The following is a 24,144-nucleotide window of genomic DNA, read 5'->3' as shown; positions in this document are numbered from 1 at the left end:
AACTCCTCTATTCAAACTAATCACATCATAATAAAGGATAAATAGATGAAACCTTTTCCAAGGCTGGGTCGATTAAAAGCGACCTACTTGGCTATGCTCGGTTTGAGCTTAGCGCAACCAGTAGCGGCACAAAACACTGCTTTTACAAATAAAACATCCGCTGATGCCCTAACATTTACGTTAATAACAGGCGATAAAGTGTCTGCCATTGTTAATAAAGATGGCCAATTAGGCGGTATTCGTCTGCTAAATGCTGATGGCTCTGATGCCTTCACCAGTATTTTTAAACGGGGAAATAATACGTATGTAGTCCCTGCTCATGCGCAAGCATTTGTTGATTCACAGGCAATTGATTTAGAACTTTTCAACATCAACAAATTGTATGAATCGGGTTACGACGATGCGTCTACTAATGCTTTACCCGTTATTGTTGAATACCGAGACGGGACGTTAGCCGGCAGCGCCGTGCCTAAAGCATTGTCTGGCATGTCATTAACAGGTGAAATTGAACTAATCGACAGTGCTGCCTTTGCCATCACAAAAGAAAACGCCGCTAAAACATGGCAGTCTCTTATTGCTGAAGCAAATGTTGAAGGTATTTGGCTAGATGCCGTTGTCCATGCTCACAAAGTAAGCAGCGCCAATACGCTGACCCCAACGGTGCCATTAACGGGCGCTTATGGTCAATCAGCTATTAATTATAATGGTGCAGGCATTAAAGTCGCAGTGCTTGATACGGGTTACGACATTGAACACCCAGACCTACAGGGTCGCGTAATTGCATCTCGCGATTTTACTTATTCAAGCAATGGCGTTGATGATATTAATGGTCACGGAACTCACACTGCTTCAACGGTTGCGGGGAATGGTCATGAATCAGATGGTAAATGGGTGGGTGTTGCACCCGCTTCGGATCTCATCATAGGCAAAGTACTTAGTAATGTGGGTTCTGGTTCAACATACGGTATATTAAGTGGTATGCAGTGGGCTGTGCTTTCTGAAAATGCCGACATCGTTAATATGTCTTTAGGTGGTACAGCTACAACGTGTAGTGGCCCACTTGTAGACATGGTTGAGGCACTTAGCGACAAAGCATTATTTGTTATTTCTGCTGGTAACAGCTTTACGCGCGAAACGATCGGTTCACCCGGTTGTGCCCCAAGCGCACTGACTGTTGGTGCAATAGACCGTGAAGGCAATACAGCGTCGTTTTCATCACGCGGCCCGTCACCTGATGGTCATTCAGCAAAGCCTGATATCGCTTCGCAAGGCGTATCTGTTGTTGCTGCAGCATCAGGTGGATTAGGCGAAACAGCCTATCGTGTTTATTCGGGTACCTCTATGGCTGCACCACATGTTGCTGGCGGTGCAGCTCTGGTTATGCAGGCGCGCGGTGACTTAACACCAAAAGAGTTAAAAGACGTGCTTACATCATCCGTATTTAGCGGTGATTCACACGTGCTTGAGCAAGGTGCCGGCGCAATGAACGTTGACCGCGCAATTTCACAAGCTATTGTAGCACCCGCAAATAGAGAGCTTGGCTTTTTCCAAAACGCTATCAATGATGAGCTTACGCATACACACGTAACCTTAACAAACACGTCTGATACCGACATTACGCTGAAACTAAAATTAGACCTACTTGGCGAAGACGGTAAAACGCAACTTCCAGCAACACTTGCTGGCTTAGATGCAAAATCAGTGACTGTTCCAGCGAATGGCGAAGCACAAGTACCTATGTGGATTGACCCAAGTGTTGCACTTAATAACGGTGCTTACGGTGCCATTACAGGCCGTATCACTGGTACAACGGTCAGTAATTTAGACCAACAAGTTACTGTGCCTGTATCATTCTGGATTGACCAGCCTCAGGTTAATTTAACCGTTAACCTAACAGACCGCTGGGGGCACAATGCAACGTCACCATCAAAACTTTATTTAATTAATGAAGAAGATGATTGGGGCAGTATCGTTAGATTAAATAACGGTAAAGCCGATATCAATGTACCTGCGGGTTATTATACTTTAATCGCAAATATCATGACGTTTGATAACCCTGACTCTAACTCGGGACTTGTTGAGTCAGCGGCACAAATGGCAGTGCTTAACAAAAAAGTAGATGGCGCGACTGAAATTAACTTTGATGCGCGTAATGCACAACAAGTGACCTTTAAAGCAGAACAACCCCTTGATCCACAAGGTTACTCATTCGGTTTTACATACGCACTTGATGATGAAAAATCAGCCAAGTTAGCAGCTATCGAGATGGCGCCTGACTATGTAAATGATATGTATGCTTGGTCACAAGGTCATGACAGTCGTTTTCGCTCATTTATTACAACCCGTGCAGTTGCACCAGAAACCACTGTAAAAATGCAAAATGGTGTCGAGTTTGATTACATCAAACAAGGCCTTGCATTATCGTTCCATGGTGAAGGTTCAGCAGAAGTATTACCTGTTGGTGATGCCGGTTATAGTACCGACTGGAGCCAATTTGATCTTGATGGCAAAATTGCTTTAGTCGCAAACCCTAACTACCTAACCAATTACATGGTCGGGAATGCAATGAAGCATGGCGCTACGGGTGTTATTTTTTATCGTCCGGGGCGTGAAGGCCGATACAAAGGCACCGTGACTGGCACACCAAAAGTGCCTGTTATTGGTATTAGCTCTGAAGAAGGCGAAGCGCTAATGGCCGAGATTGAAGCGGGTAATAATATTATTACTTGGTCAGGTGTTGCTGCTGAGCGTTCACCTTATGCTTATTCAATCAACCACATTACTGATGGCCATATTCAGTCTGGTCAAATTAATATTGCCGAACACAAAATGCATAAGATTACGGCGACGTATCACTCACAAAATGATGAGCGTCCTGCATGGACCGATGTCATGGCAATGACCAACAGTACGGGAGAGTTTTACTCAACGGGCAGCACACAATTGATCATGCTTCCACAAGTACGTGACGAGTATTACACCGCGACAGCCAAAAATGGCTGGACAAATATTGTCATGCCTAACCATAAAATTGAAAGCGCTGGGGCTTATTTTGATGGGCCAAGAGCAATGACTGAAGGTGCACAAGAGACGACCTCATGGTTCAAAGGTCCACGTGGCGGTGCTTTAGGTAGCAGTGGCGCGCCTATTATCACGCGTGATACCAACGTGCTTCATTTTAACCTTGCCTCGTTTGGCGATGCAGCTAATCACGATGGTATTTTTGGTTATATTGGCAGCTCAGCGTTTGGCTTAACTTTAAATGGTGAGCCTGCATCTCCTACAGAAGGGGCATTAACACTTGAGCCGGGCGATCATCAAATTACTCTAGGGATGCGTTCATATGCACGTGGTGTTGGCGAGCGTTCACCTGTAAATGATAGCCTTGGTTCACTGTACCTAGGTTATTACACCTTTACTGCTAACGAGTACCAACAAGGTGTGCAACCAGTACTTGTACCTATGATTGATTTACCTGTTGACATCAACAACACAATGTCAGTAGGTGAAGAAGCAAAAGTGAAGCTCACAGGGCTACTTGATGGCGTCGGCGACGTTGCATTAGCGAATGTGCAATTCCAATATGCATACGGTAAAGAATGTACCATTGAATCGGTGCCTGCTTACATCTACTGCCCTGTGTCAGAAAAATTCTCAACAGAGAACTGGCAAGATGCGAAAGTAGAACAAGTGGATGGTGAATGGACAGCCACAATTCCAAATACAGGGAATACAGGTGAGTTTGTTCACATTCGAACAGTGATCTCAGACTATGGTTCAAGCTCAGCAGAGCAAATTACCATGCGTGCCTACATGTTGAAATAGTAAACGCTAGAAGAGTAAAGCCGCCATTAAGGCGGCTTTTTTACTTTAATAATCCCAATCAGGTGCAAAATCAGGATTGGCTAGGCGCTTATGTTTGTCAAGCGCATCAATTCTGTCTAAATCCTCGTGATCAAGTTTTACGGAATCATCAAAATTGTCCGCTAAATTTTCTCGCTTCGTTGATGATGGAATCGTCGTCATCTTATGTGCATTTATCCACGCAAGGACAACTTGAGCAGGGCTCGCATCATGCTTTTTAGCTATATCAACAATCACGTCGTCTTTTAGCACTTCACCCACGGCAAATGGCATATAAGCCGTAACATGAATACCCTGTTGCTGACAAAAAGCGCGTAACTTAGTGTTCGTCAGATAAGGGTGTACTTCAATTTGATTAGTAAATATTTCCCTCGCGTCAAGGGTTTGCATGGCCTCTTTTAGATTAGCAATTGTGAAGTTTGAAACACCAATGTGTTTTGCTAAACCCAGCTCTTTTACTTTTTTGAGCTCAGTTAAGTATTCACTCATTTTTTCTCCGTTAGACGCAGAAGGCCAGTGAATAAGTAATAAATCAACATAATCGAGTTGAAGCTTTTCTAAACTCTGCTTTACGCTCTCAATAAACTGAGCGCTGTTAAGTTTGTCATTCCAAACCTTGGTTGTAATAAAAATCTCACTACGAGGCACAGAGCTGTCTTTTATCGCTTTACCGACGTGCTCCTCATTACCATAAATTTGCGCCGTGTCGATGTGTCTAAAACCGATATCGAGTGCCATTTTCACTGAATTGTAAGCTGTTTTTCCTTCTAGGCGAAACGTACCGATACCTAAATCAGGCATTTCAATAACATGGTGTGACATAACCTCTCCTTTTGAAGTATTGGTTATACCAATTTGCTTAATTAAGAGCGCTATTTTGACGCAGCTAATCTCAGATTTAGCAGCTCAAAATGATTAAGTATTACTGCAAATTGGTATGATGAGCTTACTTACTTCACTGAGGCCAAAATATAAAGTTTCAAGGTGGGTTTTAAAATTAGTTAACTTTTTGGGCGAGATAATGAGTAGTAACTAAGCATTACTAAACATGCCTATCACCATGAGAGTGAGGAAAACAAACAGTTTTTAAGCTGGGCTAGCAATGCATTTTATATTTTAAGTCATACATTAAAATGTGATTAAAAGTCTAATCTAGGTGCTCATATTGACCACGATACACTTCAAAGGTTTTCACTACCGTATGCTGTTCTTTCGTTAAGTTATCAAACCAAGTATCAAAACGTTCATCGTCTTCTTGTTCACTCAAAGCAAGATACTGCGCTAACAGTTCAATGATATCGTTATGGCTAAATAATAACGTATCGACGCGGTGTGCAAGTGTAGAATGATCCTTATCACGAAGCGTATTCATTACATTTTGGTCTAACTGCTCAGTTTGAATTTCATCGTTCACTGCCTTACTCCTTCTCTTTGTATAAGCGCGTATACCTAGTTATAACAGCCTTCAAGACAATAGCCAGTTTTTTGAATTCAACTGCTTAAGGATTGCTCACACTGCTTATTTTTAATGCTATTTAGCATACATAAATAAGAATTGTTTTTATCTTGAACATTCCCTATATTTACTTTATTATAATTGATACATTATCACATAACATAAGTTAAAGAGATGAAACCTAACATTCACCCGGATTACCAACAAGTGGCTTTTCACGATACAGCCGCAGACAGCTACTTTATAATTGGTTCAACAATTAAAACATCACGGACAATCGCGCTAGAAGGTAAAACATATCCTTATGTACCAATTGATGTATCAAGTGACTCGCACCCATTTTACACCTGTAAACAAAAAGCGGTGGCAAGTGATGGTCGTGTCGCCGCATTTAACCGTCGCTTCAAAAACCTAGCAAGCAAATAACAGCCTAATACGGAGCAAAAATGAAAGTACTGAGTTCTTTAAAAAGCGCTAAAACTCGTTCTGGATGTAAAATAGTAAAACGCAAAGGGCGTCTTTATGTGATCAATAAAGAAAACCCGCGTTTTAAAGCCGTTCAGGGTAAAAAGAAACGTTAAAAAAGGTGCTTAAGCACCTTTTTATTTACCAAATAATAACTCCCAAAAACCTGGTGGCTCATGAAGTTCATGGTATTTTTTTCGTAATTGATCAATTGACTTAAGGGGGGCTTTTGCAGCTTCTAACCCCTGTACTTCTGCAAGCTGCTTCGCGGATTTTGCTTGCTGAATAACTTTATCAAGTCCCTCTAAAGATTCACTTTCATGCTGTTTAAAATCAGCCTTTTTTGCTTTCTCTAGTAGATGAATAAACTCATCGATGGCTGTATTAAAAGAGTCTAGATCAGTAGCGCGCACTGAGTTTTTATAAGCCAGCCCCATATTTTTCATATTAGCTTCAAGATCCAGTGGTGCATCTGCCATGCTACTAAGAGAAAAAAATGTCAAAAAGCACACAAAAAGCGTTTTCATGTTGAGCCCTATTTAAGAATAATGTGCCAATTATACGCTTTAAAAAGAGTGAAACCTAGCCTCCATTTAAGCCAAAGAGTGGGTCGTAACCCTCTGGTATTAACTGTATAATCGATTAACTCTCACTCTTTAATTTATAAAATATTATGTTAAAAACCGTGCTATTCATTGCTTTGCTGGCTTTCTTACCGAGCACCTATGCACAATACAACGTTATATTTATCAATCCGGGGCATGCAAACACCAATGTTACCGGTCCGTTTTGGTATGAAGTTTCACAGTTAATGCGCGATGCAGCCGAAGATTTTGATCTGAACTTGACCATTCATTATGCAAATAGAAATCATATACTGATGAAAGAATTAGTGGCTGATGCAGTAAAACAATCACCCGATATGCTTGTTCTTGTAGATGAAAAAGGCGTATTGACAAAGCAACTTTTAAATTTACCGGCTTTTAGTACCCCTATTTACTTTTTATTAAATCGCCCAACAGATAACGAACTACGCGCTCTCAAAAACAAAGGGATTAACATTGCTGGCAGTGTTGTGCCAGATAACGTTCAAGCGGGACACTTACTGGCAAAACAGCTCATTTCTAAAGCCCAACTCCCTGCCAGCATTTATGCTATTAATGGTGATCACACGACCCCTGCCGCTCTAGATCGTAAAACAGGGCTTGAAGCGTTTACTGCTCAACATGCACAAGTAAACATTGCAGCACAAGGTGTTGCTAATTGGTCATCGCCACAAGCATACCGACAAAGCTTAGGTCTATTAACTCATCATCCAGATATTCAGGTTATTTGGAGCGCTAATGATGCGATGGCATTAGGAGCCATTCGCGCATTAAATGAAAAAAAACGACGCACCGATGTGCTCGTTGGCGCAATAAACTGGCCACTCAGAGCCGCAGCTGAAAAAATAGATGTGTGCATCGGTGGGCATGTAACACTTGGTGCACTGGCAATGATCAATATTCATGCTATTTTGGCAAATTATGAGCACAAGGTTTTACATCAAAAAATTGCTATTTTTAGACCTCACACACAAAAAACCTTGAAGTTAGTTGAGCAAATTCATAGCAACACCCTAGCAATTAACTTTAAAGTATTTAGTAAAGAGCACAAGACCCCCCTTTTATTCAGCATTGAATCATTAATGAATGAAGCAAGCGAAAATGCACTGTAAAGGGCATTTACAGTGCATTTTTAAAAGAGATTAAAAGCTATAGTGATTGTAAAAAACTGATTAATTGCTGACGTTTAACACTTGAAAGCTCAGTAAATTCACGCTTACTTTTTTCAGCTTCGCCACCATGCCATAAAATAGCTTCTTCAAGCGTTGCTGCACGCCCATCATGTAAGAAACCAGCGGCAGGGTTAACTGTTTTCGTTAAACCAATCCCCCAAAGCGGACGCGTTTTCCACTCACGGCCTGTTGCCATAAAATCACGACGTTTGTCTGCGAGCTCTTCACCCATGTCATGCAACAACATGTCGGTAAATGGCCAAATTTCTTGCCCTTTTACTGCCGCAGGCGCTGCAACACCGCCCAGTAATAAAACGGCACCATTTGCGGTTACAAAACGAGGCGTATGGCAACCAGTACAGTTTAAATCATCGAATAAACGTGCACCGGCTTTAACACCTTCGTCTGCTACATTACGACGTGCTGGCACAGCAAGTGTTTCGGCATAAAACACGACCGTATCAGCAAACTCATCACTGGCTTCTGGCAATCCTTGCTCATCAGAACCAGTATCTTGATAGTTAGTACGAGATAAATAACTTTCGTGCATTAATGTATTGGCAATGCTTTCTTCAGGGAACAATGAGTTCGTTACCCCCATGTCACCACGCAGTGCACCCAGAGATTGCTGTCTGACTGATGGTGTACTGGCTTTCCAACCAAATCGTCCAAGTGATACAGGGTTTTCATCACCCGCTTGAGCCTTAACAGCATCAAATACCCAGTTTGCTTTACCAGAAATTCCATCGTTGTCGGCATCATCGACATCTTCAAGCGCTAGAATATCTTGCTCTTCAATCGCTTCAAGCAATCCAAGACCAAAGACAGGCATACCATTACGGGCACTAAAACGTACATCTTCATTGGCAAGGGCACTTAAACTGAAGTTTTCAGGTGAGTCCCATGCATTATCGATAGTAAATATCGGCTTTTTCAACGTGACAGTACTGCCATCTGGGTAGCTAAACTCCGTGTAATCATAGCTTAGATATACATCAGCTTGGCCACCAAAATTATGCGTTTGCCAGTCTTCACGGGCTTGTAAAATCCCCCGGTGAAAGAGTTGATCCCCAAACCCTTCAACGCCTGTAACCTGACAAAAATCATTGATATTACTTGGCATTTCACACACGCCATCGGCTAAGCTAACGCGTAAAAAGATCCCAGCATCATTCGCTAACTTCACAGTTTGCTGTTCACCGGTTGGAACAATAGTACTTGGGCGACCATCTCGTTGGTGACAAGCATTACAGTTATTGTTATTAAAAACTGGCCCTAAACCATCGAGTTCCGGGTGTGCATCATTCGGGGCTGTCGTAAAGGATGTTTCAAAATTAGCATCGCCAGTTAAGTGAATATCGCGTTCTGAATCACTTAAATTAGGCATAGGTGTAGAGAAACCATGGCCTGAATTATTGGTATCGAGGGCTGTCGCATCACCTGCCAACGCAACGACATCAATATAATTTGGATCCGTTTCGCTACTTGTCGGTGGTGGTGTGGTCGTTTCGGTCGCGCTTTTATCGCTGGTTTTACTTCCACATGCCACTAAAGATAAGGCTGTGAAAGCAAATAGAATTGGTTTAATTGCTTTTACATTCATGACGGTATCTTGCAAAGAGGGGAAGCAAATGCTTCCCCAGCGATTATAAATTCCACTCTTTGATAAGTGGCACTACTTCTTCTTCAAGGGTCGCTTGTAATTCACCTAACGCATCAATCGCTGTTTGAATTCGAACGCGACCTGCATCATCCTTAATCGCTTGTCTAAATGGCATATCATCTGCACCTGCAATGGCATCAATCGCTGCAATCGCTGCTGTAATTTGAGTTTCAACTTTCGCTGCTAGCTCAGCGTCACCGGCAGTAATGAATGCTTTTAGGCCTGGGCTGTCGTTTTCATCGCTGAATGTGCCTAAAAACACATTTTGTACACCAACAATGTTGTTGCTAAAGTCGGTTAATGAGTTCCAGCTATATTGTGATTCAACCAATGATGTGTCAGCTGTGTCTTTGCTAGTACCAAATGGTTCTGCAATTTTACCGTTACCTACCTCATCAACAATACCGATAACACCATTGACTAACTCTTCAATAACACCTAACTCAGATGAGTATTTATCATTACCCGGCGTTAATAAATAATCTTTATAAGCAGGTTCATCATCCGCATTTGCTGATATACCCCATGCATCAACAAGGCTTTGTGTATGAATATTGAATACTTCAGCACATGCAATTAGGTATTCCATTTCACGCACAGTCATTTCATCAATTGACTTATCGTTATCTTCAACGCCATTACCGAATAATAAGAACTCCATAGTGTGGAAACCTTGTACACCATCGTCAAAGTTCTTTACATTATCAGCCGAGAACGTTGTGTTACTTGCAAGTAGTGCTTCTAAATCAGCTGTATTCAGTGGCCAAGTATCAAGGTGTGGATCAATTGATAAGCTATCAACAGGACCAAAGATATGCGACTCACCTTGCTCCCAGAATACACGTGCATCTTTCCATGCTTGTTGAGCAGCAAGCAGCGCGGCTTCGTTTTTGTTTTCTAATAATGTCAGTGTCGCATTATGTAAAACAGCCGCCTTGCTGTTTAGCATTTCATAACCATCTACAATCACTTGCTCAGTTATGTTTTCAATTAAATCTGTTGCGTCATAGCTAAAGCCTGTTACTTCAGTAACAGGTGTGCTTGTATCTGAAGAATCGTCCGAAGAAGACGAACCACATGCAACAAGTGTTGACGCTAAAATGACAGCTGTAATGCTGTTTAATACAGTTTTCATCCCAAGATTCCTTTATAGTTCTGTAGAAAATTTATAGCCAAGAGAGGCGCTAAAGTGAGTAGTGTCATCGATATCGTCTTGTGCGTAATAACGTTGACCGCCCTGAAGTTTTAGAATTAAGTTTTTGTTTGGAAGGTAATTTAAACCAAAGTTAAGCTCACGAATGTCGTAACGATGGATAGCCGCACCACTGGCCACTTCAAGCATTGGGTTGGCATAATCAAACGAGGTAAATACATAAAGCGGCGAAGATAAATCAAACAGCCCCTGCATATTATAAGCGGCTTCTACAAATGCAGATTCTGCTTTGCTACCAAGCTGTGCAAAGCTTCCCGGACGCAGGCCCGGTGTTGTTTTATTCGCAGCAGTGATAGCAACTGAGTCTTCTAACTCGCCATATAAGTACTGACCACGAAACACAAGATCATCTAACGTCCATGCACCATGTAACCCGAGGATAGATACGTTTCCATCCTCATCGAGTTTGCCCTGATTGCGACGGTTATCTGATGTGTTTGCCGTATAGTAACTAACACCAAAACCTTTACCAGCTTTAACATTGCCATAATCAAGGCGTAATGTGAGCGCTAAATCATCTGCGGTATTTTCTTCAAAGCGTTGCTGTGCACCACCCGCGACCCAATTAGTCGAACGGAAGTATTCAGAGTTAAGACCTGTCGTCACCAATGTTTGCAGTGTAAAGTCAGACCAACGAGAAATTAAGTTAACTCCAGTTTCGTGCCAAACTTGCGGGATCATGGTTGCCTCACCCCAGTGGCGAGTCGTGGTAAAGTATTGATCAGGCTTGTTTAAGTCTGTGCCTAAGCCTACCGGAACATATATATGACCAAACTTGACAGTAAAGTTAGGGTTATATTCATATTCTAGTTGCAGCTTTTCGACAATGACTTCACCACCCGCTTCAACTTCTGATTCAAATTCGCCAAATTCTTCAAAGCCATCGTATTCAAGCGTGGTACCTGTACCGCCATGCTCATACTCAAGTTCAAATTCGACTTTCCACTTATCATCAATTTCATATTCAAACTCAGTGACAACTCGCTCTAAGTCTGTAGTGGCGCGGCGCTCTGGTGAAGTATCTTGAACGTTGGCAAACACTTCGTCACTTTTGTAAAGCAAAGTACCATAGCTTTTAAAAGTAAGTTTTGAGTCTTTTTTGCTTGCGACTGAAGCAATTGGGGTTGCTTGCTCAGTAACAACTGGGGCTTTTTGCTGCACTGCAACTTGCTGGGTGTTTTTCGCATCTAATTGACTTTTTAAGTAATCAATCGCTTTTTGTTGTTCAAGGAGTTGTTGTTGAAGTTTTTCGAGTTGGGCTTGAATGTCATCATTCGCAACACTATAAAGTGGAGTCAAAGCCAATGACACCGCGAGAGAAAGTACTGCTTTGTTCATCGTAAAGTGCACCTAAAAATAAAACCAAATGATAATAGTTATCTTTTATATTGTAAATATTGTTAACTTTACTTTTTGCTAAAAACGGTAAATTAGATTAAATAAGATTTAATTTCTAAGACTATTTCATTGAAAATTAAGCTGGAATGATAATCTGGTGTGCAATAAGGGAGTAATTTACGATAACTGTAAGTTACTTGTTAACAAGCAACCCCACCTGATGGGCTTACTTGTTAACGATAAGACTTGTATTATCTTGATGATAGGATTATTTATTGCTGAGCCAAACTGCTTGATATGGAGTCAGCGACAATGTTTGTGTTTGCTCAGTAATTTGCTCCCCGCTTATTAAATCTCGCCACTGCTCGGTACCTATCAAATTTAAGTCTGCAAGAGTGAGAGTTTGCGTCTCATCACTAATGTTATAAACACAAAACATGCTTTGTGAACGGTTAATACTTTGTCGCCAAAAACCAAATAACCCCTCACTTAAATGTAACGTATATTGCGTCGCATTAGGGTGAAATGCGCTTTGCGCCTTACGAATAGCCATCAAGTTTTTCATCGCTTTAAACACAGTACGATGATGGGCATTTTCATTACTCAGTTTTGCTAGTAAATCTGACTCTTGCCAACGGTGACGATTAATAGCTCTATTATGTTGGCTGTTTTCAAAGCGTTCATAGTCATTGGTTGTCCCGAGTAAGCTATGAATATAAAGCCCTGGTATGCCTTCAAGAGCGAACATAATTGCGTGAGCACATAGAAACCGTGCAATGCCCCATTTATCTGGCCCTCGATGCGTTCCTTGCAAAGCATCAAACAACGCAATATTTAACTCGTACGGCGTATTTGTACCATCTGGAGCCGTTCGCAAAGACACCTTGCCACCGTATTTTGCTGTTGTACTGACCATTTCAGCTATTTGGGTTTGATCGAGCAAGCCTTCGACAGGCCGCAGCCCTATGCCATCGTGTGACGCAATAAAATTAAAATAAGCCGTGCCTTGCTGCGCCGGTGGCATACTCATCATCCAGTGTTTTAATGCGGTGCTATTACCACTGAGTAATGTGTGCAATAACAAAGGTGGCAATGAAAAGTTATAAATACAATGTGCTTCGTTGGCATTACCAAAGTACGACAGATTTTCGCGGTTAGGAATGTTGGTTTCGGTGATAATAATCACATTAGGTTCAACATGCTCTATAAGGGTACGAAGTAACCTGATCACTTCATGCGTTTCAGGTAAATTAATACAGCGGGTATTGAGCTTTTTCCATAAAAAAGCCACCGCATCAAGGCGAAAAATACGCACACCATTGTCTAAATAATGGCGAATTATAGCGACAAATTCATTTAAAACATCGGGATTAGCAAAATCAAAGTCAACTTGATCGTGGCTAAACGTACACCACACATGCTGCAAACCATCTTTCGTTTCTACTGCTTGTAAAAGTGGCGATGTTCGCGGACGAACAACTTGAATTAACTCATCGGTGGGGTTTGCTGTTTTAAAATACTCCCTGCCCGGCTCTTTGCCTTGAATAAAGTTTTCAAACCACACGCTACGACTAGAACAGTGGTTAATAACTAAATCAGCCATCAGCCTGACATCGGCTGAAATATCGCGGATATGCTGCCAGTTACCGAGCGCTTCATTCACTTGCACATAGTTCATCACCGCAAACCCTTCATCGGAGCTGTAAGGGTAAAATGGCAGAATATGCAATGCGTTAAGTTCTGGTAAGCATTGATTTTTAACAAAGCGATGTAACGTATGCAATGGCGGCTCTTCTGGTTTTGCCACTGCTTCCTCCGTGTTTGCATGGCGAATAATCGAATCACCGTACGCAATTAAAATCATATCTTGTTCGTCCCAACGGTTTTTGTGTGGCGTTGGGTCTCGAACAGGATCATCGCATTGCATGGTGTTAATCAATCTATCAGCGAGTTGTTCTAGGGTTGTATTAAGATCAACTTCGCCGTAGATACACGTTAAATGCTGTATAACTCGTTGTTGGAGTAGCTCTAATGTCACGTGTCTTCTCCGTTAAATATAGTCTTTATTATCAAGCTCTACGGCTTCTTCTAAGCGCGCAAATACATCGGGCATCGCCGATGCAACCCGGTTCCAGCTTGGCACAAAGGGGGCTTCCATTGGATTTTCTAAGAAGTGTTGTCCCGCATTCATTATATTTTGCGCAAACATCTCAACGGCTTTTTCTTCTTGGTGAATATCAAGCGTTAGGCCATTCATTAGCGCATCGTTGTGATACGTTTCGATAAAATCCAGCGCAATGCGATAATAGGTCGCTTTTAGAGAGCGAATAGTCTCAGAGGTAAACGTTACGCCTTGCGTTGCTAGCTTTCTAAACAAAGCTTTAGTGATATCAATCGACATTTTTGACAAGCCAGCAGCTTGATTACCCAACGATAAATCTTGGTGTTTATGGTCGTAATTATCAGCAATATCAACCTGACATAACCGATTATGTGAGTAGTTACGATACATTTCTGATAACACACCAATTTCAAGACCCCAATCACTTGGAATACGAATGTCGTTCAGTACATCACGGCGAAACGAGAATTCACCAGCAAGTGGGTAACGAAACGAGTCCATGTATTCAAGATAGTCACTGCTACCTAAAATAGTTTTAAACGAGCGCAGCAGTGGCGTGACCAATAATCGTGACACTCGGCCGTTTATTTTCCCCTCAGCAGTGCGCGGATAAAATCCTTTACAGAACTCATAGTTAAAGCGCGGGTGTGCAACGGGGTAAATAAGTCGAGCCAGTAATGCTCTGTCGTAAGTTAAAATATCACAGTCGTGTAACGCGATAGATTCAACTTTTGCCGTTGCAAGTTTATATCCCATGCAGTACCAAACATTGCGACCTTTACCGAGTTCTCTTGGCGCGACGCCCAATTTTTGCAACTCTTTATCGAGCGCTTGTAAACGCGGACCATCGTTCCAAAGCACCTTGTGGTGTTGGTCAAGCTCAGCAAAAAATTGTAAAGCATGGCGATATTGGCTTTCATCGGCACGGTCTAAACCAATGGTGATTTGTGAAAGGTAAGGTACATGCTTTAGTTCAGCAATGATGTTTTGCAGCGCGGGTCCTTCAAGCTCACTGTATAACGAGGGTAAAATAAGCCCCATAGGCCGTTGCTTTGAAAAGCTAATTAACTCTTTTTCTAGTTCTTCTACTGGTCGATCAGCAATATTGTGTAGCGTAGTTATGATGCCATTTTGATAAAAATCAGCCATGAGATTGCTCCTTTTTTGCTGCTAAATGCGCTTTAATAATGCTTAATGCCGAGACTTCTTGAACCCAGCCCTCAGGGGCGGGTTTATCACTGAGCTGCCACGCTTTTTGTAATATGTGTGCTTGCACTTGACTGCCCGGGTTCTTGATAAGAACGGCGGTATCTGCCGCTTTTAGCATGGCAACATCATTTTGACTGTCGCCCAAAGCAATAACGGTAAAGGGGTTGCGATATGCTTTTTTAAATTGATTTAATAACCACTTTTGCGCTAATCCCTTATTTGTCCCTTTCGTAATATGAATAAAACGACCGCCAACCAACACCTCGTAATCGAGTGACGACATAATGTCTATAAATTGCTGTCGCTGTGTATCACTGCCTGAAAAACAAATAGGATCTGAATATTGACGCTGTAAAGCCAGTTCGCTTTTATCGAGGGGTAAACCAGTAAGTTCAGCAATTTCTTGGGCTGAAAACTGACTAAATAAACGCACACAATGACTAAACTGGCTTGCATGCTGATTAAGGTCATCGTGTAATTTATCGCAGCTTTGTGTGAGAGCATACCGCCAAAACCCGTGATATTCGTCACAACCAATTGGTTTTACTGCAAAGTAGTTTTTGGGAATATACACTGCCGCCCCATTCTCAACAATAAAGGGCTGGTGATGTTCAAGGCCCGCTTGAATATCTATAACCTCAGCAAATGTTTTACTCGTATTAAAAATAACGTTAATACCCGTGTCGTTCAGCTCAGCTAAAAAAGGTTTTATAACGTCACATTCGTAACTATCGTGATCAAGCAAAGTGCCGTCTAAATCGGTAAAAATAAGTGGTTGTGAAATTTTATCTGCCAACAACTGCATTTTTGTAATATCGCGTTGGCTATCAAGTAATAATAAGGCATCAACATCATGTGCGAGCGTCGCTAAGTTTTCACGGGTGATTCGTTCAAAATGAGATATAAAGCGCCTCAGTGTTATTTCATCAAATGTGCCTTTACCTAATCCATTTTTAGCAATTAACTTGTGTTCTTGCTCTAAACGCCATGCATACACATCTTCAAACGATGGTGCTTTTAACATAATGGTGTAATCAGCCATAGCAAATACATTCTGATATTCATTCGCTAAACAGCTGTTCACACAACGCCGCCAAACGCCATCAGCATCCTCGTGTTGTTCTAAGTCATTGATAGGTGTTTGCAGCTGATATGGCTGCTGCGCAGTACTGGCAACGCACCATCCTTCAAAAAATATGATATCGACCGGCTTTTGGTTAGTTGGCCAGTGTTCTTTTGCGACAGGGTCATCAGTGAGCTTGTCGAATTGTGGTAAAGGCACATTCTTTTTGCCAGCCATTAACGCCGATAAGGTTTGTTCCATTAACTTTATATCGTGAGTACCGGGGACCCCTCTCGTTGCAAAGAGTGGGTGTACGTCTTCGGCCAACTCGGCTCGTGCTGCATGACTAAGATAAAAGTCATCAATAGACAAGGAAACACTATTAAACTCTGTATTGCTGTTGACCCACGTCACAAGAAAATCAGCAAGGGTTGTTTTACCAGAGCCCTGACAGCCATTAATCGCCACCAGCATCGGCTGCCCAGCCATTTTTGCGCTTAACACATCGTGCGCGAGGGGTATAAAGAATTGTTCACTTAAATATTGATATTTAAGTGGTAACTGATGTTTCGCTAAAAACGGGGTTATATCCACAACATTTGCCTCTTGCATAATCGCTCCTACCAGTATGACATAGAGATAAATGCAGTTAGTAGACCAGTTTTATAATTCCTTACTTTTTATGAGGTTACAAAAAAAGCGCATATTAAATGCGCTTTTTTGGTGCAAATTCACATCATTTTTTACATGCTATTGCTCAGTCTGCACTGCTTTGGGGAGCACGGCATTTAAAATAATACCGAGAATGGCACATAAGCTTACACCTTGTAGGCTAAACTCATTACCACCAATATGCATACCACCAATACCAAACACTAATATAAGTGCGATAATCGTTAGGTTGCGTGGGGCTGTCAGATCTTCTCCCGATTTAACCAAGGTATTCAAACCAACTACCGCAATAGAGCCAAACAGCAAGATCATAATACCGCCCATCACTGGCACAGGAATGGTCTGCAAACCCGCGCCCATTTTTGCTACAAAGGCCAGCACAATAGCAATAATCGCTGTCCACAACATCACACGCGGATTAAAGTTTCGTGTCAGCATCACTGCCCCTGTCACTTCAGAGTAAGTGGTATTCGGTGGTCCACCGAAAATGGATGCCGCAGACGTTGCCAAACCATCACCTAATAAGGTGCGGTGTAACCCCGGTTTTTTTAAGTAATCTTTACCCGTTACTTGGCTAATAGCCATCATGTCGCCAATGTGTTCTATTGCAGGCGCAATAGCAACTGGCACCATAAACAAAATAGCTTGCCATTTAAACTCTGGATACGTGAACGCAGGCACAGCAAACCAATTGGCTTCGGTTACTGCATTAAACTGCACAATACCAATGTATAAAGACGCAACATAACCAGCAACAACCCCAGCCAGAATAGGAATAAGCTTAAAAACACCTTTGCCCCACACAGCAAAAATAAGTGTGACGAGCAAAGATAAACCCGACACCCAAATAGCTTGCTCGTAAGGCACTAACTGCGCACTGCCATCACCAGCCTTGCCCATGGCCATGTTTACAGCCACAGGCGCAAGTGCTAACCCTATCACCATGATGACAGGACCAACCACCACTGGCGGCAACACTTTTTCTAAGGCGCTAACACCTTTAAACTTAACAACTAAGCTTAAAATTAAATAGCAGAACCCTGCTACCATCAAGCCACCCATTGTGGCTGGAATACCCCACATTTGCACTGAAGCGATAATAGGAGCAATAAACGCAAATGACGAAGCTAAAAAAATGGGAACTTGGCCTTTAGTCACAAAATGGAACAACAAAGTGCCTAAGCCTGCGGTGAATAGCGCAACATTAGGGTCAAGCCCCGTCAGTAAAGGGACAAGTACCAACGCGCCAAATGCGACAAATAGCATTTGCGCCCCCGTTAAAATAGTTTTTAACGAAAATGTTTGATGATTTTCCACGCTATTTACCTAAACTGTGCCAAAAATTTTGTCGCCGGCATCTCCTAAGCCTGGAATGATATATCCTTTTTCATTTAAGTGACTGTCTAATGAAGCCGTAAAGATTTCAACATCTGGGTGAGCTGCCAATGTTTTCTCAACACCTTCGGGTGCTGCAACGAGAACAATGACTTTAATATCTTTACAACCTGCTTTTTTAAGCATATCGATAGTGGCAATCATTGAACCACCTGTCGCAAGCATTGGATCAATTACGAGACTTAAACGCTCATCAATCTTGCCAACTAATTTTTCAAAGTACGGAACGGGTTCTAAGGTTTCTTCGTTGCGTTGCAAGCCAACAACACTCACTTTTGCAGCAGGTAATAACTGCATAACACCATCCATCATACCAAGCCCAGCACGCAAAATAGGCACAACTGTAATTTTTTTACCTTTGATATGCTCAACTTCTAAGGGAGAGCCATCCCACCCCGTGATTTGCACATTTTCTAGTGGTAAATTTTTAGTCGCTTCGTAGGTAAGCAGGGTCCCCACTTCAGACGCTAATTCACGAAAACTTTTAGTACTAATACCTTCTGCGCGCATAAGGCCAAGTTTGTGTTGAACTAACGGGTGAGTAATTACATGGATAGACATAAGTAGAACCTAAAAGAAATAAATTACGCCTATTTTAGCGCATAATAGACAACTCGACTGCAAAAAATCCCCCTTCATTGCATTAATTTCTTTAACTGGTCTAATATTAAACAGTAGGCAGGGTCTATTAAGCGCTTTGCAACAACATCGGCTACTTCCGCTTAACAATTCATTTAATAAAATTGGGCATCAGAATGGCATGAAACTATACGCAACGATTCTTTTATTATGTATTTATGCTGTGCCGGTTAATTCTGAGCCATTGCATGTAAAAATAATGACTGACTTTATTCCACAAGCAGACGGCAGTCCCGAGAATGAGGCAACTGAATTCGTGTTAGCGGCGGCCACTGAGTTGGGCAATAAAATCAGCTTACAGTTTGTACCTGGCAGCCAATTACAAGACTGGAAACAACTTAGTCAACTTCCCGATGTCTGTTTACTCAACAAGCTTAAAACACCTGAACGAGAAGCGAGTGCCATTTTTACTCGGTATCCTCTGATGGCCTTTCCCGAAAACAAACTGATTGTATTCAACAAACCAACCTTACCCAACTCGATTTCATTAACCGACGCCGTAAATTATTATGACCTCACCATTGGCGTGACGAGTCGGCGGTCTTACTCTGCTAAAATCGATGATTTTATAAAACGACACGAAGAACATTTTTTTAAAGTAGATGGGGCTGCCAATGCAATTCAGCTTGGCTACATGCTTTTTGAAAATAAAATTGACGCTATTTTTGAATATAAATCAATGTTCATTCACCGTTATCAACGCGCTCATGGTATTGATAAAATCCGTTACTTAACGATTGAACCCTCTGAGCCTGCTGCATTTGGTTACATAGCCTGTTCGCCCTCGCCGCAAGGTAAACAGGCCATTGCATTATTTGAACACGCATTGCAAACAGAGAAAATAAAGACTCTCATTAGTACAAGGCTCATGGAATTATTTCCTGCACCCGACAATACGTTGATTGTTGATGCTTTTAATGCCGCCTATAAAAATTAAGACATTAAAATTTGTTCCATTACCCAGCTGGTGTGTAAAGCGGTTACACCGGTTGAGGGATGAGGCGCGCCCAAATCAAAAAATTGAGCCATATTTTCTACATGAAATTGCTGTATATGAGTTGGGTTTTCAATAGATAGTTGGCGTATACCCTGTGTGTTGTTTAGCTCGATAGGTTTTTCGTCAAACACACTAAAACATATTTCACCCTCACTGCCATAAATAATAACGTCGTCAAAGCGGTTCGCACACGCAAAGTTCCAACTGCCAGAGCCCGTAATACCCGATTTATGATACCAGTGCGCGGTAATAGCATCAAAAGCGGAATAAAGCCCTTGTTGATTAGCACAAAAACCGTGTACTTTTTCAAAATCACCTAATAAATACGCTAACAAATCAAGACCATGGCTTGCTAAGTCATCAAAGTAACCGCCACGTGCAATCTGTTTATCAGTTCGCCAGTTATATTCTCTAGATAAGTCCAAAGCACTTGCTGGTTTGCTCAAATGCCAACTTACATGACGCACTTTACCAATTGCGCCACTTTCAATAAGCGATTTCACTTTATTAAAACGTGGCAACGAACGACGATAATAAGCAACAAATAAAGGCTGTTTTGCCTCTTTGAATGCTTCAACAATGGCTAAACTGTCTTCATAGCTAGGCGCTAAGGGTTTTTCTATACAACAGGGTTTGCCAGCCGCCGCCACTTCAAGTGCAAACGTTTTATGGCTGTCGGGCGGCGTTGCAATGTATACGGCATCAACCTGTGCATCGTTTATTAACTCACTGGGGCTTGCAAACACCTTGGGCACATGATGACGCTGTGCATAGTCGCGAGCTTTGTTTAAATCTCGACGCGTCACGCCCACCAGCTCAATGCCATCGGTTTGTTGATACGCGGGACCACTTTTAACTTCGGTTACTGCGCCACACCCAATTATGGCAAAACGAATTGGCTTATTCATTACATTCCTTTTTTAGTGAGATAATAGTTAAACTGACTTTGCATATAGCGATTAATTTTTAAATGCTCGGGACTCCACCCAGCTAAAAAGCGGTAAAAATCAGCCCAAGCATATGCCCAGAGTTCATCCCAGCTAGCAATCACATCTGCCGCACTGATATTCGGTTTATAACGTTTTAGAGCTAAGGCGAGCTCATCGTAATACTGGTCTAAATATGCGCTGGCATCGGTATGGAGCGCCTTATCACTTAAGCAACTACCTAAAAAGTACATAACATCAATAATACCGACACCCTTTCCAACGTATTGAAAGTCATAGCCATATACACAATTAGTGTGTGGCTTTATGGCAAAATTAGCAAGTTTCGCATCGCCATGTATGAGCGTTTGATATACACACTGCTTAAGTGCTGTATCGATATTTTCTGCTTCAACTTTTAGGCTTGAATGTGTCATTCGCGCATACTCATCTGGACGAGTCGCTAAGTGCCAATAGCTACCTTGCGGCCAAAGCCCCTCAGCAGTGCTACTTAAATTAACAGCATGAAAATGCGCTAACCATCTAAGAATCGCATCAATATGAGCAGAGCTTGCTTGGGCTTGTTGATAACCACACGCAGTAAAATCAGCAAATAAGAGTGCTTCCTGGTTATTTTCTTGCACCGCGTTTAAGCAGGGAATGGCTGCAGCCTCAAGCGGTAACTGTCCACTAAACTGCTGATACCAATTAAATTCGACTAAATATGATTGCCGCTTTCTTGCTAATGCAAACTCACTTTGCGTGATCCGACTATGATTAATTTGCCGAGGGACTTCTATGGCTTTTATGACACATGCCTCACCGTTAAGTTTACAGCGAATAATTTCGCCGCAATCACTCCATACAGAGGCTGCATGCTCTATGTCTTTAATATCAGGAAAGTGCTTTTTAACAAATTGCCTTACGTTCATACAGTCATGTTTTAACAAAAAATCTATGGGCAATGGTAGGTGATATCCCTTTCGGGCACAATATTGCATCCCTAAGCTGAACTTTTTACACTGATCACACTCATTAAAAAAATAAGCGTATTTGACCTGAAAAACTCAGAATTATAACCACGCATTTGATATGTTTTTAATCCGTATTTTTCTACCATAAGTCATCAAGCATAAAGCGAGGGTCGGCTTATGAATCTCCAGCACTAACATGATTGTTATCGTCATTATCTTAGAAAACTTGTTTACCTTTAGTGACTTCTATTGTTTCTTTTTATGGAACACGATCGGTTGGGTTAGTTCCGGATAGCGGATTGTACGCAATACAGGGACGCGGATTAACTCTCTGTGAGCCTTCATCTACAAAAGAATCAACGCCCAAGGTTATAATCGTACAACCGACCGTTCATATGGATAGTGCAGCTTTAAGAACCTTTAAGAGTGGAAAACATCTGACCTTTAATGAACGTAAGAGATTTATAGTAACGAGGCTAAAAATTTGGTAAATGGTACAATATCTTCACCAACGCTAGCAGCTTCTAACACTTGCATATACTCGTCTCGTCGCTCCATAGGTACAACAGTCCATGGGTAACCGCCTGAGGCCATCATTAAATTCATAATGAACCTGCCCATTCTGCCGTTACCATCAAAGTAAGGGTGGATGTAAACGAAAATGAAGTGACCCAGTACCACTCTGACTGCTGCATTACCCTCCTCTGCGAGTAAATCGAAAAATGTCGGCATCATGTCGCGTACCGCATCTCGATTAGGGGGAGTATGCATAGACTGGCGAATATAAACAGGCCCTGATCGGTAACCAGCTAAGTCCGATTGTTTAATAATACCAGCCGCAACACTTGGGCCAAATAAGGCAAGGTACCAATCACTGTGCGTCTGTTCCAATACGTCACCAGAGTTCTTACTTTCTAATACTGCTAACACGGCTTTTTTAACTTCTTGGAACGCATCCCAGTAACCTTTAGCAGCCATGGTATCTAGGTGCTTTTTACTCTCGTCTGAACCATCAATTTGCCAGTTACCTGAACGAACAAGTTCAATTAGTTCACGCGTCACTCGATAGCCTTCAATAGACAGTGAGTGGTAGGCGTCGGTAACGTACTTGTCTTCTACTTCTGCCATGTAGGTTTCGATGTCGATGGTTTGGTGTGGTTGTTCAGGGAAGTGCGCAATAACACTTTCACGCATTTGCGCCCACATTAACCGCATGCGATTAACATAGGGCGATACATCACGACGACCAAAACTCACCTGTAAATTCTCGGCGAATTGGTCTTCTTCTTGCACTTTCAAATCGGCTGCCTGCATACCTTTTAAGATATTGTCAGCAATTAGGTCGCGGCCAATATTTCTAAAAGCCCCCACTAATCTGCCTGCAATCACACTGTGATTACCGGCAAGTAAAACAGACAATACGTCTGATGCATCTGTCACCATCGATAAGGCTGTACGCATTAAGATGGGCGCATTTTTAAATTGGTTAGCCGAGCAATAAACCAGTGCTGAAGCCAAGCTGTATACATTTAGTCCTGCTACGTTTTTAATATACTCAACATCAGGTAAATTTAACCTAACATCGAAAATAGAGGTATTGTGTAAAAAAGCGGTGGGTTTATTGTTGCCTTTGGGGGAGCGAACGAGCAATTGCTGAGGCACGGTTCTATCGCCGATATGCAGACTAAGTGATTGCTCAGGTGAAAGACACCATGATTTGGAGAACCGCTGTGACAAATATGCACCGCAAAAATCCCAGAAAGAAGTATACCAAGATGTACTGTCGCCCGGCTTTTCATCTGGCATAGCCTGTATGTACCAGCCTCGAATAACTTCACGAATAAACCCATGCTTCAAGAGCCGCTCTCGATGCACTCGACTAAGTTGCTTTGACTGAATGGCTACAACTCCTGACTCCTGAAGCTGTTGTAATTGCTCAAGCGAAGCTGCCAGTTTTTGTGATATGTCATTCATGTTCGCTCCAACCATTACTTACGATACTTACCCGTTATTAACTTCATCGCTAGGTTTTAGAGTTATATCATTTATAGGTTTTAATGTCATATCATTTATAGGTTTTAATGTCATATCATTTATAGGTTTTAATGTCATATCATTTATAGGTTTTAATGATATATCATTTATAGGTTTTAATGTTTCTAGGTAAAGCTAGTAATGAAGATAAACACAACACATCACGGGTTGAGGTCTTTTTTCCACAATCGTACTTACTTAAGAGTGATGCAACTGAAAATATTCATCGAATTCAAAGTATATCTGCTTGGGGTTCATAATGCAGGTCTGTTGTATATTTTGTACCATGGCTATGTTGAGTTCTTCCATTCGCTTAATTACGGTCTATTTTTAGGCA

The 24,144-nt window shown here is 41.9% G+C and carries 19 protein-coding genes; 5 read left to right on the top strand and 14 right to left on the bottom strand.

The window, feature by feature from the left end:
• Positions 1 to 45: 45 nt before the first annotated feature.
• A complete protein-coding gene (locus D0907_RS16500; protein ID WP_118844838.1) occupies positions 46 to 3,825 on the top strand; it encodes a S8 family serine peptidase in 3,780 nt (1,259 codons plus the stop codon).
• A 45-nt stretch (positions 3,826 to 3,870) separates the two neighbouring features.
• On the opposite strand, the gene dkgB is transcribed toward D0907_RS16500, so the two are convergent.
• On the bottom strand, positions 3,871 to 4,686 hold the full coding sequence (gene dkgB / locus D0907_RS16495) for a 2,5-didehydrogluconate reductase DkgB (RefSeq protein ID WP_036972132.1): 816 nt from the start codon (positions 4,684 to 4,686) through the stop codon (positions 3,871 to 3,873).
• Positions 4,687 to 5,011: 325 nt separating this feature from the next.
• Complete coding sequence (locus D0907_RS16490; RefSeq protein WP_206770714.1) at positions 5,012 to 5,236, bottom strand: hypothetical protein; 225 nt, start codon at positions 5,234 to 5,236, stop codon at positions 5,012 to 5,014.
• A gap of 258 nt (positions 5,237 to 5,494) precedes the next feature.
• Between D0907_RS16490 and D0907_RS16485 the strand changes: the two genes are divergently transcribed.
• Entirely contained in the window at positions 5,495 to 5,746 is a 252-nt protein-coding gene (locus D0907_RS16485; protein WP_118844837.1) for a type B 50S ribosomal protein L31, read from the top strand.
• 20 nt (positions 5,747 to 5,766) lie between these two features.
• Positions 5,767 to 5,901, top strand: coding sequence for a type B 50S ribosomal protein L36 (ykgO, locus tag D0907_RS16480; protein WP_036972135.1), 135 nt, complete (start codon positions 5,767 to 5,769; stop codon positions 5,899 to 5,901).
• 21 nt (positions 5,902 to 5,922) lie between these two features.
• Here the strand turns inward: ykgO and D0907_RS16475 are convergent, their stop codons facing one another.
• Entirely contained in the window at positions 5,923 to 6,312 is a 390-nt protein-coding gene (locus tag D0907_RS16475; protein ID WP_036972137.1) for a cytochrome b562, read from the bottom strand.
• A gap of 146 nt (positions 6,313 to 6,458) precedes the next feature.
• Between D0907_RS16475 and D0907_RS16470 the strand changes: the two genes are divergently transcribed.
• The gene (locus tag D0907_RS16470; RefSeq protein WP_051501865.1) at positions 6,459 to 7,502 is read left to right on the top strand and encodes an ABC transporter substrate-binding protein; all 1,044 of its coding nucleotides are present in this window, start codon (positions 6,459 to 6,461) and stop codon (positions 7,500 to 7,502) included.
• 37 nt (positions 7,503 to 7,539) lie between these two features.
• Here the strand turns inward: D0907_RS16470 and D0907_RS16465 are convergent, their stop codons facing one another.
• The 8 genes from D0907_RS16465 to upp all read right to left on the bottom strand — a co-directional run bounded on the left by D0907_RS16465 (position 7,540) and on the right by upp (position 18,798).
• Entirely contained in the window at positions 7,540 to 9,165 is a 1,626-nt protein-coding gene (locus D0907_RS16465; protein ID WP_074988756.1) for a di-heme oxidoredictase family protein, read from the bottom strand.
• A gap of 43 nt (positions 9,166 to 9,208) precedes the next feature.
• Positions 9,209 to 10,360 (bottom strand): imelysin family protein, encoded by a 1,152-nt coding sequence (locus tag D0907_RS16460; protein ID WP_074988755.1) that lies wholly within the window; start codon positions 10,358 to 10,360, stop codon positions 9,209 to 9,211.
• A 12-nt stretch (positions 10,361 to 10,372) separates the two neighbouring features.
• Positions 10,373 to 11,776 carry a hypothetical protein gene (locus D0907_RS16455; protein ID WP_075593222.1) on the bottom strand — a complete coding sequence of 468 codons (1,404 nt, stop codon included), beginning with the start codon at positions 11,774 to 11,776 and terminating at the stop codon, positions 10,373 to 10,375.
• Between the two features lie 268 nt (positions 11,777 to 12,044).
• A complete protein-coding gene (locus tag D0907_RS16450) occupies positions 12,045 to 13,814 on the bottom strand; it encodes a sugar phosphorylase (RefSeq protein ID WP_118844836.1) in 1,770 nt (589 codons plus the stop codon).
• Between the two features lie 12 nt (positions 13,815 to 13,826).
• A complete protein-coding gene (locus tag D0907_RS16445; protein ID WP_036972141.1) occupies positions 13,827 to 15,047 on the bottom strand; it encodes a glycosyltransferase family protein in 1,221 nt (406 codons plus the stop codon).
• Positions 15,040 to 16,782 (bottom strand): HAD-IIB family hydrolase, encoded by a 1,743-nt coding sequence (locus tag D0907_RS16440; RefSeq protein ID WP_065979005.1) that lies wholly within the window; start codon positions 16,780 to 16,782, stop codon positions 15,040 to 15,042. The genes D0907_RS16445 and D0907_RS16440 overlap by 8 nt, the downstream gene beginning before the upstream one ends.
• 138 nt (positions 16,783 to 16,920) lie before the next feature.
• On the bottom strand, positions 16,921 to 18,159 hold the full coding sequence (locus D0907_RS16435; protein ID WP_118844835.1) for a uracil-xanthine permease family protein: 1,239 nt from the start codon (positions 18,157 to 18,159) through the stop codon (positions 16,921 to 16,923).
• A gap of 9 nt (positions 18,160 to 18,168) precedes the next feature.
• A complete protein-coding gene (upp, locus tag D0907_RS16430; RefSeq protein ID WP_036972148.1) occupies positions 18,169 to 18,798 on the bottom strand; it encodes a uracil phosphoribosyltransferase in 630 nt (209 codons plus the stop codon).
• A gap of 199 nt (positions 18,799 to 18,997) precedes the next feature.
• On the opposite strand from upp, the gene D0907_RS16425 reads away from it, so the two are divergent.
• Positions 18,998 to 19,813: a hypothetical protein gene (locus D0907_RS16425; protein ID WP_065979003.1), complete on the top strand. Its 816-nt coding sequence runs from the start codon at positions 18,998 to 19,000 to the stop codon at positions 19,811 to 19,813.
• On the opposite strand, the gene D0907_RS16420 is transcribed toward D0907_RS16425, so the two are convergent.
• The 3 genes from D0907_RS16420 to D0907_RS16410 form a co-directional block, all read right to left on the bottom strand.
• On the bottom strand, positions 19,810 to 20,781 hold the full coding sequence (locus tag D0907_RS16420) for a Gfo/Idh/MocA family protein (protein ID WP_065979002.1): 972 nt from the start codon (positions 20,779 to 20,781) through the stop codon (positions 19,810 to 19,812). The two genes, D0907_RS16425 and D0907_RS16420, sit on opposite strands and share 4 nt — an antisense overlap.
• A complete protein-coding gene (locus tag D0907_RS16415) occupies positions 20,781 to 21,731 on the bottom strand; it encodes a phosphotransferase (RefSeq protein ID WP_118844834.1) in 951 nt (316 codons plus the stop codon). The genes D0907_RS16420 and D0907_RS16415 overlap by 1 nt, the downstream gene beginning before the upstream one ends.
• Positions 21,732 to 22,235: 504 nt before the next feature.
• Complete coding sequence (locus D0907_RS16410; protein WP_118844833.1) at positions 22,236 to 23,747, bottom strand: Fic family protein; 1,512 nt, start codon at positions 23,745 to 23,747, stop codon at positions 22,236 to 22,238.
• Between the last annotated feature and the right edge of the window lie 397 nt (positions 23,748 to 24,144).

The sequence above is a fragment of the Pseudoalteromonas lipolytica genome (genome assembly GCF_003515105.1).
Taxonomy (GTDB): domain Bacteria; phylum Pseudomonadota; class Gammaproteobacteria; order Enterobacterales; family Alteromonadaceae; genus Pseudoalteromonas; species Pseudoalteromonas lipolytica.
The sequence above is the reverse complement of the archived record's forward strand: the minus strand, read 5'-3'. Positions and strand labels throughout refer to the sequence as shown.

Bases quoted from the DNA above. Each gene is read 5' to 3' on its own strand.
- D0907_RS16455 (WP_075593222.1), bottom strand. From the start codon at position 11,776: ATGAACAAAGCAGTACTTTCTCTCGCGGTGTCATTGGCTTTGACTCCA.
- D0907_RS16425 (WP_065979003.1), top strand. From the start codon at position 18,998: ATGAAACTATACGCAACGATTCTTTTATTATGTATTTATGCTGTGCCG.
- D0907_RS16415 (WP_118844834.1), bottom strand. From the start codon at position 21,731: ATGAACGTAAGGCAATTTGTTAAAAAGCACTTTCCTGATATTAAAGAC.
- D0907_RS16490 (WP_206770714.1), bottom strand. From the start codon at position 5,236: ATGAATACGCTTCGTGATAAGGATCATTCTACACTTGCACACCGCGTC.
- D0907_RS16440 (WP_065979005.1), bottom strand. From the start codon at position 16,782: ATGCAAGAGGCAAATGTTGTGGATATAACCCCGTTTTTAGCGAAACAT.
- D0907_RS16500 (WP_118844838.1), top strand. From the start codon at position 46: ATGAAACCTTTTCCAAGGCTGGGTCGATTAAAAGCGACCTACTTGGCT.
- D0907_RS16470 (WP_051501865.1), top strand. From the start codon at position 6,459: ATGTTAAAAACCGTGCTATTCATTGCTTTGCTGGCTTTCTTACCGAGC.
- D0907_RS16420 (WP_065979002.1), bottom strand. From the start codon at position 20,781: ATGAATAAGCCAATTCGTTTTGCCATAATTGGGTGTGGCGCAGTAACC.
- D0907_RS16465 (WP_074988756.1), bottom strand. From the start codon at position 9,165: ATGAATGTAAAAGCAATTAAACCAATTCTATTTGCTTTCACAGCCTTA.
- D0907_RS16485 (WP_118844837.1), top strand. From the start codon at position 5,495: ATGAAACCTAACATTCACCCGGATTACCAACAAGTGGCTTTTCACGAT.
- D0907_RS16410 (WP_118844833.1), bottom strand. From the start codon at position 23,747: ATGAATGACATATCACAAAAACTGGCAGCTTCGCTTGAGCAATTACAA.
- ykgO (WP_036972135.1), top strand. From the start codon at position 5,767: ATGAAAGTACTGAGTTCTTTAAAAAGCGCTAAAACTCGTTCTGGATGT.
- D0907_RS16460 (WP_074988755.1), bottom strand. From the start codon at position 10,360: ATGAAAACTGTATTAAACAGCATTACAGCTGTCATTTTAGCGTCAACA.
- D0907_RS16445 (WP_036972141.1), bottom strand. From the start codon at position 15,047: ATGGCTGATTTTTATCAAAATGGCATCATAACTACGCTACACAATATT.
- D0907_RS16475 (WP_036972137.1), bottom strand. From the start codon at position 6,312: ATGAAAACGCTTTTTGTGTGCTTTTTGACATTTTTTTCTCTTAGTAGC.
- upp (WP_036972148.1), bottom strand. From the start codon at position 18,798: ATGTCTATCCATGTAATTACTCACCCGTTAGTTCAACACAAACTTGGC.
- dkgB (WP_036972132.1), bottom strand. From the start codon at position 4,686: ATGTCACACCATGTTATTGAAATGCCTGATTTAGGTATCGGTACGTTT.